Annotated in this window: 16 protein-coding genes and 1 tRNA gene; 9 read left to right on the plus strand and 8 right to left on the minus strand. The window is 60.1% G+C overall.

Features of this window, described 5'->3' with window-relative positions; all coding sequences use genetic code 11:
- Nucleotides 1–541: 541 nt before the first annotated feature.
- The 3 genes from H9L15_RS01290 to H9L15_RS01300 form a co-directional block, all read right to left on the minus strand.
- Nucleotides 542–817, minus strand: a complete 276-nt coding sequence (locus tag H9L15_RS01290; protein WP_187714902.1) for a DNA ligase-like domain-containing protein — start codon at nt 815–817, stop codon at nt 542–544.
- Nucleotides 818–1,453: 636 nt separating this feature from the next.
- On the minus strand, nt 1,454–1,951 hold the full coding sequence (locus H9L15_RS01295) for a hypothetical protein (RefSeq protein ID WP_187714903.1): 498 nt from the start codon (nt 1,949–1,951) through the stop codon (nt 1,454–1,456).
- A 111-nt stretch (nt 1,952–2,062) separates the two neighbouring features.
- Nucleotides 2,063–2,587, minus strand: a complete 525-nt coding sequence (locus H9L15_RS01300; protein ID WP_187714904.1) for a hypothetical protein — start codon at nt 2,585–2,587, stop codon at nt 2,063–2,065.
- A gap of 369 nt (nt 2,588–2,956) precedes the next feature.
- Here H9L15_RS01300 and H9L15_RS20045 point away from each other — a divergent pair, with 369 nt between their 5' ends.
- Together H9L15_RS20045 and H9L15_RS01310 are read left to right on the plus strand one after the other, a co-directional pair.
- A complete protein-coding gene (locus H9L15_RS20045; RefSeq protein ID WP_398286477.1) occupies nt 2,957–3,169 on the plus strand; it encodes a hypothetical protein in 213 nt (70 codons plus the stop codon).
- Between the two features lie 359 nt (nt 3,170–3,528).
- Nucleotides 3,529–4,023: a site-specific integrase gene (locus tag H9L15_RS01310; RefSeq protein ID WP_187714906.1), complete on the plus strand. Its 495-nt coding sequence runs from the start codon at nt 3,529–3,531 to the stop codon at nt 4,021–4,023.
- Nucleotides 4,024–4,039: 16 nt separating this feature from the next.
- Here H9L15_RS01310 and H9L15_RS01315 read toward each other — a convergent pair whose 3' ends face one another.
- The 3 genes from H9L15_RS01315 to H9L15_RS01325 all read right to left on the minus strand — a co-directional run bounded on the left by H9L15_RS01315 (nt 4,040) and on the right by H9L15_RS01325 (nt 5,920).
- Nucleotides 4,040–4,849, minus strand: coding sequence for a helix-turn-helix transcriptional regulator (locus H9L15_RS01315; protein ID WP_187714907.1), 810 nt, complete (start codon nt 4,847–4,849; stop codon nt 4,040–4,042).
- 155 nt (nt 4,850–5,004) lie between these two features.
- Nucleotides 5,005–5,442, minus strand: a complete 438-nt coding sequence (locus tag H9L15_RS01320) for a CBS domain-containing protein (protein WP_187714908.1) — start codon at nt 5,440–5,442, stop codon at nt 5,005–5,007.
- 403 nt (nt 5,443–5,845) lie between these two features.
- A tRNA-Val gene (locus H9L15_RS01325) sits at nt 5,846–5,920 on the minus strand.
- An 84-nt stretch (nt 5,921–6,004) separates the two neighbouring features.
- On the opposite strand from H9L15_RS01325, the gene H9L15_RS01330 reads away from it, so the two are divergent.
- Nucleotides 6,005–6,733 (plus strand): PaaI family thioesterase, encoded by a 729-nt coding sequence (locus tag H9L15_RS01330; RefSeq protein ID WP_223276404.1) that lies wholly within the window; start codon nt 6,005–6,007, stop codon nt 6,731–6,733.
- On the opposite strand, the gene cpdR is transcribed toward H9L15_RS01330, so the two are convergent.
- Nucleotides 6,730–7,107 (minus strand): cell cycle two-component system response regulator CpdR, encoded by a 378-nt coding sequence (gene cpdR / locus H9L15_RS01335; protein ID WP_187714909.1) that lies wholly within the window; start codon nt 7,105–7,107, stop codon nt 6,730–6,732. The two genes, H9L15_RS01330 and cpdR, sit on opposite strands and share 4 nt — an antisense overlap.
- A gap of 110 nt (nt 7,108–7,217) precedes the next feature.
- On the opposite strand from cpdR, the gene H9L15_RS01340 reads away from it, so the two are divergent.
- Nucleotides 7,218–8,051: an N-formylglutamate amidohydrolase gene (locus H9L15_RS01340; protein WP_187714910.1), complete on the plus strand. Its 834-nt coding sequence runs from the start codon at nt 7,218–7,220 to the stop codon at nt 8,049–8,051.
- A gap of 160 nt (nt 8,052–8,211) precedes the next feature.
- On the opposite strand, the gene H9L15_RS01345 is transcribed toward H9L15_RS01340, so the two are convergent.
- Entirely contained in the window at nt 8,212–9,003 is a 792-nt protein-coding gene (locus H9L15_RS01345; protein ID WP_187714911.1) for a SapC family protein, read from the minus strand.
- A gap of 199 nt (nt 9,004–9,202) precedes the next feature.
- Between H9L15_RS01345 and H9L15_RS01350 the strand changes: the two genes are divergently transcribed.
- The 5 genes from H9L15_RS01350 (at nt 9,203) to H9L15_RS01370 (ending at nt 12,737) form a co-directional block, all read left to right on the plus strand.
- Nucleotides 9,203–9,628, plus strand: coding sequence for a hypothetical protein (locus H9L15_RS01350; protein ID WP_187714912.1), 426 nt, complete (start codon nt 9,203–9,205; stop codon nt 9,626–9,628).
- Between the two features lie 94 nt (nt 9,629–9,722).
- Nucleotides 9,723–11,054: a DEAD/DEAH box helicase gene (locus tag H9L15_RS01355; RefSeq protein WP_187714913.1), complete on the plus strand. Its 1,332-nt coding sequence runs from the start codon at nt 9,723–9,725 to the stop codon at nt 11,052–11,054.
- Nucleotides 11,055–11,151: 97 nt separating this feature from the next.
- Complete coding sequence (gene yghU / locus H9L15_RS01360) at nt 11,152–11,994, plus strand: glutathione-dependent disulfide-bond oxidoreductase (RefSeq protein WP_187714914.1); 843 nt, start codon at nt 11,152–11,154, stop codon at nt 11,992–11,994.
- Between the two features lie 93 nt (nt 11,995–12,087).
- Nucleotides 12,088–12,261: a DUF5993 family protein gene (locus H9L15_RS01365; RefSeq protein WP_187714915.1), complete on the plus strand. Its 174-nt coding sequence runs from the start codon at nt 12,088–12,090 to the stop codon at nt 12,259–12,261.
- A complete protein-coding gene (locus H9L15_RS01370; RefSeq protein ID WP_223276405.1) occupies nt 12,258–12,737 on the plus strand; it encodes a disulfide bond formation protein B in 480 nt (159 codons plus the stop codon). Before H9L15_RS01365 ends, H9L15_RS01370 begins: the two co-directional genes overlap by 4 nt.
- Nucleotides 12,738–12,751: the final 14 nt, after the last annotated feature.

Genomic DNA, 12,751 nt, shown 5'->3' on the forward strand with positions numbered 1-12,751 from the left:
GGGCCGCGTCCATCGCCTCGAAGATTTGGTCGACGAACCGTGAGATCACTTCCCTCTGTCTTGCCGCAGCCTCAGCTTTAGCTCGTTCCCGCTGGATAGCCTCGGCATCGAGCCGCGTCTCAATCGCGCCAATTGTCTCGGCGATCCTGGATGCCTTCACACATCCGCGCCTGGCAAACTCTCGCGAAACGGTAGGTGGCGAAACCCCGAGATCTCGCGCGATCTGCACGGCGTGGCGTTCACCTAATTCATAGGAGGCGGCGGCGGTATCCCACTGCTCTTTACTAATCCGATTCGGTCGTTGTAGCGGCATGCGTCAGTATAGCATGGCCGAAGGCCAAATGCATGAAAGTAATGTTTCCCGTCAGGTGCCAGCGTCGGTGAATTTCATCAGAAATGGCACAAAACCGCCAGGACTCTGTAGGGCACAAACTACTCTTGATGCTTTCTTGATTGGATGGTGGACTATGCACTGCCAAACATTCACAAGCGCTCGAGCAGTTCCGTAAGAACCAGCCGCTAATTTGGCGCGAGGCCAAAGCTATCCAGAGGGGCCCTCAGCCGAAACAAAGCCCCACTCTCCGTCAGGGTCGCGTAGGACCAATCCTTCGCACCCGAACTCAAGAGCTTCATAGACGGCGTCGTTGGCAGGCTCGTTGAGCTGCTGAAGTTCCAATTCGCGTAACATGATGGTGTCTGGGTCGCCCCCAACCACCCAGAGATAATGCTCAAAGATCTCCGAGGCTCGATCGACATCAGCCGCCAGGACGAACGCCTCGACTGTTCCGAGGTCCCGCATCTCGGATATGCGGATCATGACACATCTCCGGGATGCTTAAGAGTGGACAGCCGATCGAACTCGGCTTGCACCCGCGAGATTCGCCAGCCTTCACCGTGTTGATACGTTCCGAAGCCTTGCTGTTCCCAAGACAGGGCTTCGCGAAGGTGTTCCTGGCAAGGACGGGCGACAGTATTGGGGGTCAGCTCCAGAACCCAGACCTTTGAGGGCCTGACGCTCTCAAGGACGATACAGACTGAATAGAGCTCTAGGGCCTCGTCCGAGTCCTCGGCAAATAGATAGCGGCAGCACCCCGCATCCGTAGAACAGTAGAAGAGCCTCACTTCGATAACCTCATGACGTTGTTGACGATGAGGTCAGAGTTACCGTTACGCTCTCATGGAAGCGGGTGGCTTCGTATTGGCTTACGTCGCTGCTGGTAGCGCCCTGCGGCCGCTACCAGGCGTCGCCTACGCTGCGCTCCGGCTTGCCTGTTATTCTTGAGTGGTCCCTATGAGCTTCTGAAAGCCATACCTCTGGATCACCACGGCGCTGAGCGCGTAGCGTCCGACCTGCCGATCGGGAGCTCGTCGCGAGCATCTTGTGATGACAAGATCCACTCGTGCCTAGGCTCCGCGTCCGCGCGACGATCAGGGACGCCTCGATGCCGATTGGCTATTGGTGCGTCCGACACCTTCGGACGGCAGCTCTCCGTTGATGGCGAGGTGCGCATCGGCGTTCCTTGAGCTTGTCATCTCGATGGAAGTCCCACGAGTGCAGATAATCGTGGTCGTGGCGCAGCGCCTCCTTCGTGCGATAGACTGCAGCGCCCCGATCGAAGTCGGCCGTAATGTGGATTGTGCCAGACCCCTCGGTTACCTCTTGCCAGATCTGTTCCAGCTTCCATTCCCATGGCAGCTGTCTGAGCTGGTCACCCCATTGAGCCTCGGAAAGGTCGGCGAAGCAGTGGAGGTGAGGATTGGTCGAAAGCTTCTCCGGCAACGCAATGACTTTGAGTCGATCATGTGAATTGCGCAGGTGCACATGCCTGCATCCGAGCATGTAGCTATCCCAGCGGAAGGTGGTGCGACGGAACATCTCGGTAAGCGCTCGGTCATTGATGTCGTCATGCCGATTGGGTGCGAGATCAATCGCGTGCGTCGCCGTCGTCATGATCCACTCGACGAGTCCTAGGCGCCGGGAGGTTCGAGACATTGGGGATGATGATGTTGCGATCATATGAGGCTACATCATAGCCTACGTGTGCGTGTTGTTCAACACGCATTATGCCGATCGTAACGCTGTAGCGAACCTTTCCATGAGCCGGCGCGGCATCCCGTCGGAGCGGGCATATGGGACTGCTGCACGAATCAGCTCCATGACGGGCACCTCCGCAAGTGAGAGCCAGCGCCGCTCCGGCCTACTCTCGGCGACAATCTCTCTCATCACCTGGCGGTGCTCGGCAGGGAGCGTCGACAAAGGCCGGCCGGCGATCGCCTCGAGCTCGTCCACGAACTCGTCAGATGATGACGTAATCAGACTCCAATCGACTTCGTCATGACGTTGGTGAAGCACAGCGAGGAGGAACTCTCTCTCTGGTAAACCTACAGCCCGAGCAATGTCGGTTGCGCGATCAACAGGGATCGGAACCCGGCCGTTGGCCATGTGACTGAGGACAACGGCCTGCTTGTAGCCCAGCTCCTTGCCTATCGCGCGCACACTCATGCGCTCCGTATCCGCCTTCCGCCGCAGCGCGCTCGCAAGTAGCTGCGCCGCACGGGTGTTCGCGTAGGGATGCTCATCGACCATGCAACGATCCTATCAATAATCTATTTACAAGAACACATGCGTGTCATATAGCACGCATATGACAACGATAACCAAAGCGCCGGCGGTTGAGCTGGCACAAAAACTACGATGCGCTGCTAGCCGGCGTTCGATGCTCCGTTTGACGCCCGAGCACGTCGCGATCCTCATGCAGCCGCAAATATACGGTCGAATAAGCGACCTCGAAGCAACGGAATTGAGGGCAGCATGTCTCTGACCAGCAGGATAAGCCTCGCGGAAGCCAGCGATGAGAGCGGCTGCCACGCAGTCCAATCAGTCAGAGCCACACGGCCCTACACGCCTGAGACCCTCTCGGAGCGGTGGAGCTGCAGCGCCGAGAAAGTGCGCCAAATGATCCACCGTGGCGAGCTTGCTGCCTTTCCGCTTGGCAAGCTCTTCCGCATCCCCGCCCTAGAAGTTGAGAGATACGAATGCGCCCACTTGCGTCCAGTGAAGAATATGAACTCGTTCCACACCGAGGCAAGCTCGCCGTTGCTATCGGAACGGGAAAGGCTCGCCGTCGGATCTCGACTGGCACGTCTGACCCTGGTCTCGCCCGAGTAGTCGCACGGCAGATCTGGGAGAAGCTTCACGCTCCAGCTTCCGAGCGTCTCGACGACCTTTGGAAGCACTATCTTGCCGACCGCCGCAAGGATCGGAAGGATGTGACCCGGCAGGAGAACGCTTGGAAGCACCTTCAGCCAGTATTTGGTCACTTCCTTGGCACCGACATCAGCAAGGACGATTGCCGCGCCTATGCAAAGTTGCGGCGGCGTTTTGGTGCAGCACCAGGAACCGTGAGAACGGAACTCGAATATTTGCGGGCTTGTCTAAACCTTCGCTACGGTCGGGGTCACAATCGAGTATGGCTTCCGACTGGGAGCCCTCCTCGCGATCGATACCTGACGCGAGAAGAGTTCGATATGCTGCTGAGCAACGTCCAAACCGCGCATGTGCGACTGTTCATCATCCTAGCGATGACGACCGGCGCCCGCATGAGCGCAATTCTGGAGCTCCGGTGGGATCAGGTGGACTTCAAACACCGGACTGTAAACTTCAATTCCCCGGAGCATGAGCAAACTAACAAAAGACGTCCGGTGGTGCCTCTCAACCAACGGGCCCTTGCTGCTCTTGAGGACGCTGCACGCGGTGCTTTGACTGCTTTTGTGATCGAGTGGAGCGGGGAGCGCGTAAAGAGCATCAAGAAGGCCGTCAGAATGGCGGCGAAGCGTTCGGGCATTCCTTGCTCACCTCATGTCTTCCGCCACACCGCCGGTGTTTGGATGGCTCAGGCCGACGTGCCCATGCAGAAAATCTCACAGTTCTTGGGACACACCTCGACGCGTGTCACGGAGCGAACCTATGCGCGCTACTCGCCTTCATTCATGAAGGATGCCGCGGCAGCGCTGGAGTTTTGACGCCGCCGCACTTCACTCAGCTTTGAAGCAATACGTCTTCGGGCAATTGTTCGTCCTCGTCCTCGCCTTCCCACTTCGATCGGCGGAATGCCGCCGAAACATACTCGAGCGGGACGGTGCACAGCGCGATGTGCGAGTTTAGTATCAACACCTCCTCGCCGTCTGCATCGACAAAGGATACCTGACTTAGGAAGGAATCATCGTCCGCGCCGTCATACATCTCGAGATAGTGGAATATGTCTGAGAGATTATCCGCCTCGCCCGCTTGATCATCGTCTTCGTCATCCACCTGATCCGGCTCGACGTCGAAAGTTAGCGGTTCGGTCGAGTCCGTGAGCCACACCTTCAACGGCTCTTCATCTTCCGCGCTCTCAACCCCTTCACTCACAGGGGCGCCGACATCGTATAAGAACTGGCAAAAAGACATTTCTCTGAGATTGAGGGCCACCCTCTCAGTGGGCGTGTCAAAGACCACGAAATAGTAATCCAATCGGTTTTTAAGCACGGATTGGAGTCGCGCCCGATCCTTTAGGCTGATGTTGAAGTCGCGTGCGAAGCCGCCGCGCATTCTGACATCCAGCCGGTAGTGACGAGGATCTATGTCGATACCCGCTTTGGCCAACGCGATGGCTCTTTTATCGAGCGGTGCGACTTCCTCAGGCACCTGGACCGTCTGCGAAGCCGGGAACAACTCGCGTATCGGAGCTTGGAGCGCGTGCGCGAGCTTGCGAGCAAGGTCGACCTTGGCTGCTTGGAACCCAGACTCAATCCGCTGGATCTGTTGCTGGCTTGTGCCTGCAAGCTCCGCCAATTGGCGCTGGGTCATACCCTCTTCAAGCGCAGTGCTCGGATATTGTTTTGAATCATCGACTAGCTCCCTGAACCGTTCAGAGAACATAGTTTGACACGTTATAGTGTCAAGATACACGTTTGTGTGTTATGGTATGTATGCATGTGTCTACGGCGAAACATCGGCGACCGCTAAGTCGAAGAACTCGCTAGGACGTCCCAAGGCGTAATCATCCGCTGCAGCGCTTCGGTGCTCTTTCCAGACGCAGTGACGAAAATGGCCCCCACGCGGGTCGTTGGGGTCTCCAAAGCAACGAACATGTCCGTGAGGTCGTCTAGCAGAGTTGTCGGCCTTACGAACCTAAATGCCTCGGTGTGACCTGCGTCGAGCCGGCAATGCCGCAAAATCTCGCTGACCGTCATGTCACGAGCGATGATTGTCTCCGTATCTGCCCACAAATGGTCGAAGACCGCTGACTCGTTGAACACTCCAACCACCGCATCGCGCTCATCGAGTATGGGTAAGTGGCTAAACCCGCCCTGCCTCATCGCCTCTGCTAGATCACCGAGCTTATCGGTCAGCTTGGCGACGACAATCTCATTTCGCGAGACGCCTACTCGGCTCGCCACGGGGGATTCTGCAGGTGACGGAGTAACGCCTGCACTTCAGCGAGGAACGACTCTGTCACTTGAACAGCGCCCCCTCCGACCTGTGTTGGGGGTGCTGGAGAGCGTTCCGAACATCTTTCACGTAGAAAAGGAGAGTGCGGTTCCTCCGCACTAAGCCGTCATGGCTCGCGGCTCTGTCGATCTTAAATTCGACTGACGCCGCATCACCTGCGCGGCGATTGACCTCCGCCTTGACCCTCTCGAAGGTGCGAATGAACTCTTCCGTTATGCGATCCAAATCCACATCTCCGCCGACCCCGCACTCCAATGGCCGGCATCCTCATCTTTGGTGCAACTGCACCAGCCGAACCCTGCAGGCAGAGTTAGCGCTTTTGACTAAGCACCTGAGATCACGAGAGAAAAATGGTGGGCGTGGCAAGGATTGAACTTGCGACCCCTGCGATGTCAACACAGTGCTCTACCACTGAGCTACACGCCCACTCGGGAGGCGCATGTAGAGAGCGGCGGCGGGTGGCGCAACCCTTTGTGGCGGCTCTTCGGCGGTTGCGTGCCAAGGGCGGAGATGGGACACTCTACCGATGTCCACACTCCGCATCGAACGACGGTTTCGCGGGCCGCCAGAGTCCGGCAATGGTGGCTATGCGGCCGGCCTGGTCGCCGCTGCCCTCGGGGGCTCGAACTGCACCGTCACCTTGAAGTCACCGCCCCGATCGGGCGCAACCTCACCCTCTCGACCGATGCCGACGGCGCGACATTGTTCGACGACGGGACCATCGTCGTCACCGCTTCACGAGATCCTGTTGAGGTGGAGGTCCCGCCTCCACCCACACTCGCGGAAGCGCAGGACGCCGAACCTCGCTTCACCGGACATGTGCACCACATCTTTCCAGGCTGCTTCGTCTGCGGGCCAGAACGGGAACGTGGCGACGGGATGCGGATCTTTCCGGGTTCATTGCATGACGGAGCCGATCGCGTCGCTGCGACATGGACGCCTGATGCGAGCGTCGGCGACGCGGACGGTTTCGTCCTGCCCGAGTTCCTGTGGGCCGCTTTGGACTGCCCGGGATACTTTGCCGTCGAAAGCACCGCCGGCCTTGCCTTGCTCGGACGCATGTCGGCGACCATTCACCGGCAGGCACAAATCGGCGAGCCACTGATCGTCACTGGGTGGCCCATCTCCGCCGAAGGTCGCAAGCATCGCGTCGGAAGCGCCCTGCACGATGCGAATGGCGATTTGATCGCGGCTGCGACCGCGACCTGGATCACGCTGAATGAGGCGAAAGCCGCCTAGAGGCGGCCGTGTTGATCTTCGGTCTGGAAGATTCGGTCTACTTCAGCGACCAGATCCTTCAGGTGAAACGGCTTCGACAGGAGTTTCGCTCCCGGAGTCGTCCGGCCGCCCTGAAGCGCCACCGCGGCAAAACCGGTGATGAACATCACGCGGATCTCGGGATCGATTGAAGAAGCCTTCTGGGCGAGCTCGATCCCGTCCATCTCAGGCATGACGATGTCGGTCAGAAGCAGGTCGAAACGGTCGGTTTCCAGAAGAGGCATGGCCTCCGTTCCGCACCCAACCGCAGAGACTTCATAGCCGACACGCTGCAAAGCGCGCTGCAGATACTCGCGCATGGAGCTGTCGTCTTCGGCCAGAAGAATTTTCGCCATATGTGCCCTTATGCTCGGAACGCTTAATTTTTTCCAGCGTCATAGGTTGCAATTGCCCCGAAACGCGACACTCATGGGGTGATGGCCATGAACAGGACCACCTGCCCCTAATGTCTCTTGCCCCTCCGGCCATTTTTCCATCCACCGCCGAATTCCCGGTGCTGCTGTCCGTTCCGCACGCCGGCCGGGACTACCCCGAGTGGCTGATCGCCCTATGCAAGGGCGGAGCATCGGCGCTGTACGCGCTCGAAGACCCGTTGGTCGACGACCTCGTCGAAACCACTGTCGACAAGGGCTTCGGCGCCGTAATCGCGCGCGCGCCGCGAGCGGCCGTGGATTGCAATCGGGCCGAAGACGAGATCGACCCGACCGTTATTCGCTCGGGGCCGATCGCTTCGCTGAGCCCGCGGGCGCGCGGCGGGCTGGGTATCGTCCCCGGCCGCACAGCATCGCATGGCCCGCTTTGGCGACAGGCCATCCCGCGTCACGAGCTTGAGGAGCGCCTGGCCCAGGCGCACCGCCCCTATCACAAGGCGATCGAGGACGCTTTGAGGCGCCTGCTGGATACGTTCGGCTGCGCGCTGTTGCTCGATTGTCATTCCATGCCGCCGCCCGAAGAGGGGCCGGCCATCGTGATCGGCGACCGCTACGGGCAAAGCGCGGCGCCATGGGTGACGACGGAGGCGGTGAAGATCGTCACCTCGCTCGGATTTCGGGCAGGCGTGAACCAGCCCTTCGCAGGCGGGCACATCGTCCAGCGCCACGGTGCACCGGCACGCGGGATTCACGCGATCCAGATCGAGATCGACCGCCGTTGCTACATGCGGCCGAACCTCGTCGGACGCGGACCCGGGTTTGGAAAAGTGTCCCGCCTGTTCGAGCAACTCGCCCTTCGACTTGGCCAGCATTTGCTCGACCGACGCTTCTCGGAAGCCGCCGAATAGCCAAAGAAAAAGGGCCGTCCCGAAGTTGCGGAACGGCCCAGTTCAGGGAGGAACGCACTCAAGGTGCGTCGCTCACGCCGCCTAAGGGGGAGCTGGCGGCAGCGAGCAAGAGTTAGATGGTTACGCGGCGGCCGTTTTCAATTCCCCCACCGCGCGATCCTCACGCGTCGGCTGTCGCCGGCTGAGGAATTGCGATCGGCCCCTTCCCCTGCTGGACCTGAAGCGAGAACACTTCACGGATCTGCGACAGTGAGAAGAGGTGCGCGTAGATGAGGGCAAGCATGCCGCTCTGGTTCATCTTGCGGAGCTCGTCGCCGCGCAAGTTCCGGAGCTTCTCCTCGTCCACCATGCGGAAGCCACGGTAAACGAACGGCTGCGTCGCGCCTTCCGGCTGGATCGCGACTTCACCGTCCATCAGCAGATCGCTGGTCTTCAGTTCCTGGATGAATGCGGCGGTGCGCTGACCCGCAGTCTCGAACTGTTCGCAGAACTGAAGGACAGCCTTGGTCGCTTCCGAAGGCTGGTCGCCGTCGAACAGTGGCTCGCCTTCGGCGAATTCGCCGACCGCGCCCGACGTCGGGTCGAAGCACAGCGACAGCTCGTCGCTCTCCGGCGCGAGGCGGGCGAGAAGGAACGGATACCGGCGCATGTAGGCCGGGATGTAAATCGCCGGATCGTGCGGAATACCGCTAGCATCCAGGAAGACATTCGAGCCTTCGTTAAGCCCCATCAGGGCCAACGGGACGGGATCGCCGCCGACCGAGAAAACAATCGGATAATGGCGCTGAAGCAAGGCGAACTCATCGACCGTGACCGGCACGGCGTGGGTCTCGCCCATCTGCGGTGCGCTCTCGATGCGGCGAATACGCATATTGCCGTGTTGAGGTCCGTTGAGAGCTTCCAGCTTGTTATAGAAAAGCGGTAGTTCCTGAGTGGGCGCAGCAGTCGCCATATTCCGAGTTTCTCCTGGGCGTCGTTTCGGGGGCACTCGCGCGCGTTCCACCGGGCCGACTGGAAATTGTGCGCAGCGCTGTAGGCATGGGCCTCAACTAAGGCAAGTGCCGCGGCTAGCCCCTATGCCGGGCGTATCAATTCATTGATTGTTCAACGGGGTGGCCGCAAAGCAAGGAGAACCGGGGACGACTGCCTGAATGCCGATAACGCTTTTCCTTTCGCTGCTTCAGGCGATGTTGGGGCTCGCCGCAGCCGAGCAGCCCGACCAGGTGCGCACACTCGTCGTCCAGGAAGAAGTGATCATGCGCATTCCGGTCCGGCCGCGCCCGATGCAGCCGGATGCGTGGGAGGTGCAGAAGGGCCCGAAATGCATCGATGCGTCGACGATACGCGGAGCGGCCCTTTCCGGCAGGGAGTCGGTCGACTTGATGTTGTACGATCGCAGTCGGGTCCGCGCGGAGCTTTCGGAAGATTGTCCGGCGCTCGACTTCTACAACGGATTTTACGTGACTCCCGAAAACGGAAAGCTCTGCGCGAAGCGGGACGACATCCACTCCCGCATCGGACGGAGCTGCCGCATCGAGCGATTTCGGCGGCTGGTCCCGAGGGTCCTCTCGCGCTGATTCCTTGACAATTTTGAAAAGCGCGCCTTAGCCACCACCTTACGAGAAAGCCGCGTCCCGAACGCGACTGCATCGTCTTTCATCCGGATTCACCATGACTTTTGCCGATCTCGGCCTTTCAGACCAATTGCTCCGTGCCGTGGAGGAAAGCGGCTATACCGAGCCGACCCCGATCCAGCGGGGCGCGATTCCATCCGTGCTGATGGGCCGCGACCTCATCGGCATCGCCCAGACCGGAACGGGCAAGACGGCCAGCTTCGTGCTGCCGATGATCGACATCCTCGCCCACGGCCGCAGCCGCGCGCTGATGCCGCGCTCGCTGATCCTGGAACCGACGCGCGAACTCGCTGCCCAGGTTTCCGAGAACTTCGAGAAGTACGGCAAGTACAACAAGCTCTCCATGGCGCTGCTGATCGGGGGCGTGCAGATGGGCGACCAGGTCAAGGCACTGGAAAAGGGCGTCGACGTTCTGATCGCCACCCCCGGACGGTTGATGGACCTGTTCCAGCGCGGCAAGATCCTGCTCAACGGTTGCGAACTGCTCGTCATCGACGAAGCCGACCGCATGCTCGACATGGGCTTCATCCCGGACATCGAGGAAATCTGCTCGAAGCTGCCAAAGAACCGGCAGACCCTGCTCTTCTCGGCGACCATGCCGCCGCCGATCCAGAAGCTGGCGGCGAAGTTCCTCAATGAGCCGAAGCGGATCGAGGTCGCTCGTCCCGCCACCGCCAACGTCAACATCGAACAGAAGCTGGTCCAGGTCTCGCCCGACAAGAAGCGCGACACGCTGCGCAATCTGCTGCGGAGCGATGACGTCAAGAACGCCATCATCTTCTGCAATCGCAAGACGACCGTGCGGGAGCTGGCGACGAGCCTGAAGCGCTCGGGCTTTGCGGTTGGACAAATCCACGGCGACATGGACCAATCGGACCGCATCGCCGAGTTCGAGCGGTTCAAGCGCGACGAGATCAACATCCTCGTCGCGTCCGACGTTGCCGCCCGCGGTCTCGACGTGAAGGGTGTCAGCCACGTCTTCAATTTCGACGTTCCCTGGCAGCCGGACGATTATGTGCACCGCATCGGTCGGACCGGCCGCGCCGGAGCGACTGGCACCGCGATTACGCTTGCGACGCGGGAAGATCGCGAGGCGATTGCCGCGATCGAGAAGCTGACCGGCGGTCCTATCGCCAGAGCTGACGAGCCCGCCAAGGTTGAGACTGCGGCCGAACGGCCAGGTCGTGCCGAAAAGCCTGCCCGCACGGAAAAGCCTCCGCGAGCTGAGAAGCCGAAGCGTGAACCTCGCCGTCCCAGGGAGCAGCGTGACGAGCACGAGGAGACCCACGAGCGCTCGCTCGTCGTCGAGGACATCCAACCGGAGTGGAACGGGCCCCTCCCCTCGTTCCTCTCGGTCGGCGCTGCCTAAGGCACATTCGTGTTTCTAGAAGGCGCCTTTTCGCCTTCCTAGCTGTTGTCCCTAACCGAAAAGGGACTTCAGCGATGACCGAGTACGTTCCCCGAAAGTGTGGACATGGGAGCAGCCCAGCGGCGGCCAGTTCGCCAGCATCAACCGGCCGGTCGCCGGACCGACGCACGACAGGGTATTGCCGGTCGGGAAGCATCCCTTTCAGCTCTATTCGCTTGGAACTCCAAACGGACAGAAGGTGACCATCATGTTCGAGGAACTGCTCGAACTCGGTCATAAAGATGCCGATTATGACGCCTGGCTGATCAACATTGGCCAAGGCGACCAATTCGGAAGCGGCTTCGTCGAGGTGAACCCGAATTCCAAGATCCCCGCTCTGGTCGACCGCAGCGGTCCCGAACCAGTCCGTATCTTCGAGTCCGGAGCAATTCTCGTGCACCTCGCGGAGAAATTCGGCGAGCTTCTTCCGAAGTCCGGACCGGAACGCGCCGAAGCGCTTTCGTGGCTCTTCTGGCAGATGGGCAGCGCGCCCTTCCTGGGCGGCGGGTTTGGACACTTCTTCGCTTATGCGCCTGCGAAGCAGGAATATCCGATCAATCGCTATGCGATGGAAACCAAGCGCCAGTTGGACGTGCTCGACCGCCAGCTTGCGGACCATGAGTTCATTGCAGGCAGCGATTACACGATCGCCGATATCGCGATTTGGCCCTGGTACGGGCAGCTCGCCCTCGATCGCAGCTACAAGGGCGCAGGCGAATTCCTATCGGTCGGCCACTACTCCAACCTTCAGCGGTGGGCGCGCCAAATCGATGCCCGGCCTGGCGTGAAGCGCGGGAGGATCGTGAACAAGACGAACGGCGATCCGGGCGAGCAGCTCCGCGAACGTCACGACGCGAGCGATTTCGAGTTTCGGACCCAAGACAAGCTGGAGGCAGCCTGACCGACAGCAGCGGCGCTTCGACGCCGCCGCGTCCCTGTGTTACTGCTGTTTCCCAGAGTAAGCGTACATCGTCCATTGCTCTGGGGAACGCCCATGATGGCAGTGATTTTCGCGACGCTTTCGGCAGCGCTTGTTACTGCCTGGCTAGGACGCCGGCTGGTTGCGATCATCCTGATCGCGGTCACCCTAGTCCTGTCGGTTCACCTGTTCCTCTGGGAAGTTCACGATCCCGTTTACGGATACAGCCTTCCGTGGATCCAGACATGACTGCTTCTGAGGAGCGCCGCCAAGGCACGTTGCGCTATATCCTGAACGAGTTGTTCGGTGTGGCGATGATGGCCGTGATCGCAGCGGTGCTGACCGCCGCCTTGTATATGCAATACGGCCGGGGCGAGATCCCATGCCCATTATGCCTGCTGCAGCGCGTGGCGATGCTCGGCGTCTGCTTTGGGCTGATGCTGAACTTCCGCAACGGCTTTTCCGATCGAAACACCGGCTATGGCCTTCTCTTTTCGGTGTTCCTGCTGATTGTCGCGGTTCGCCAGACGCTGCTGGATATCTACCCTCGGCCCGGTCACGAATATGTCGGCAGCGCGGTGCTTGGTCTGCACATGCCGGTCTGGTCCGTGATCATCGCGGTCGCGCTGATTACCGGCTTCGCACTGAAACTGTGCATCATCGGCACCGAGGACGGGGCGCGGCCGCCAAACTCAAGTTCCCTGGTGGACGGTTCGCCGCGATAGTGGGTCTATACGTC

Origin of the sequence: Sphingomonas daechungensis (assembly GCF_014489495.1) — a bacterium.
GTDB lineage: Bacteria > Pseudomonadota > Alphaproteobacteria > Sphingomonadales > Sphingomonadaceae > Sphingomicrobium > Sphingomicrobium daechungense.

Excerpts from the sequence above, each read along its gene's own strand:
- H9L15_RS01290 (WP_187714902.1), bottom strand. The coding sequence starts at position 817 with ATGATCCGCATATCCGAGATGCGGGACCTCGGAACAGTCGAGGCGTTC.
- H9L15_RS01295 (WP_187714903.1), bottom strand. The coding sequence starts at position 1,951 with ATGACGACGGCGACGCACGCGATTGATCTCGCACCCAATCGGCATGAC.
- H9L15_RS01300 (WP_187714904.1), bottom strand. The coding sequence starts at position 2,587 with ATGGTCGATGAGCATCCCTACGCGAACACCCGTGCGGCGCAGCTACTT.
- H9L15_RS20045 (WP_398286477.1), top strand. The coding sequence starts at position 2,957 with ATGATCCACCGTGGCGAGCTTGCTGCCTTTCCGCTTGGCAAGCTCTTC.
- H9L15_RS01310 (WP_187714906.1), top strand. The coding sequence starts at position 3,529 with ATGCTGCTGAGCAACGTCCAAACCGCGCATGTGCGACTGTTCATCATC.
- H9L15_RS01315 (WP_187714907.1), bottom strand. The coding sequence starts at position 4,849 with ATGACCCAGCGCCAATTGGCGGAGCTTGCAGGCACAAGCCAGCAACAG.
- H9L15_RS01330 (WP_223276404.1), top strand. The coding sequence starts at position 6,005 with ATGGGACACTCTACCGATGTCCACACTCCGCATCGAACGACGGTTTCG.
- cpdR (WP_187714909.1), bottom strand. The coding sequence starts at position 7,107 with ATGGCGAAAATTCTTCTGGCCGAAGACGACAGCTCCATGCGCGAGTAT.
- H9L15_RS01340 (WP_187714910.1), top strand. The coding sequence starts at position 7,218 with ATGTCTCTTGCCCCTCCGGCCATTTTTCCATCCACCGCCGAATTCCCG.
- H9L15_RS01345 (WP_187714911.1), bottom strand. The coding sequence starts at position 9,003 with ATGGCGACTGCTGCGCCCACTCAGGAACTACCGCTTTTCTATAACAAG.
- H9L15_RS01350 (WP_187714912.1), top strand. The coding sequence starts at position 9,203 with ATGCCGATAACGCTTTTCCTTTCGCTGCTTCAGGCGATGTTGGGGCTC.
- H9L15_RS01355 (WP_187714913.1), top strand. The coding sequence starts at position 9,723 with ATGACTTTTGCCGATCTCGGCCTTTCAGACCAATTGCTCCGTGCCGTG.
- H9L15_RS01365 (WP_187714915.1), top strand. The coding sequence starts at position 12,088 with ATGATGGCAGTGATTTTCGCGACGCTTTCGGCAGCGCTTGTTACTGCC.
- H9L15_RS01370 (WP_223276405.1), top strand. The coding sequence starts at position 12,258 with ATGACTGCTTCTGAGGAGCGCCGCCAAGGCACGTTGCGCTATATCCTG.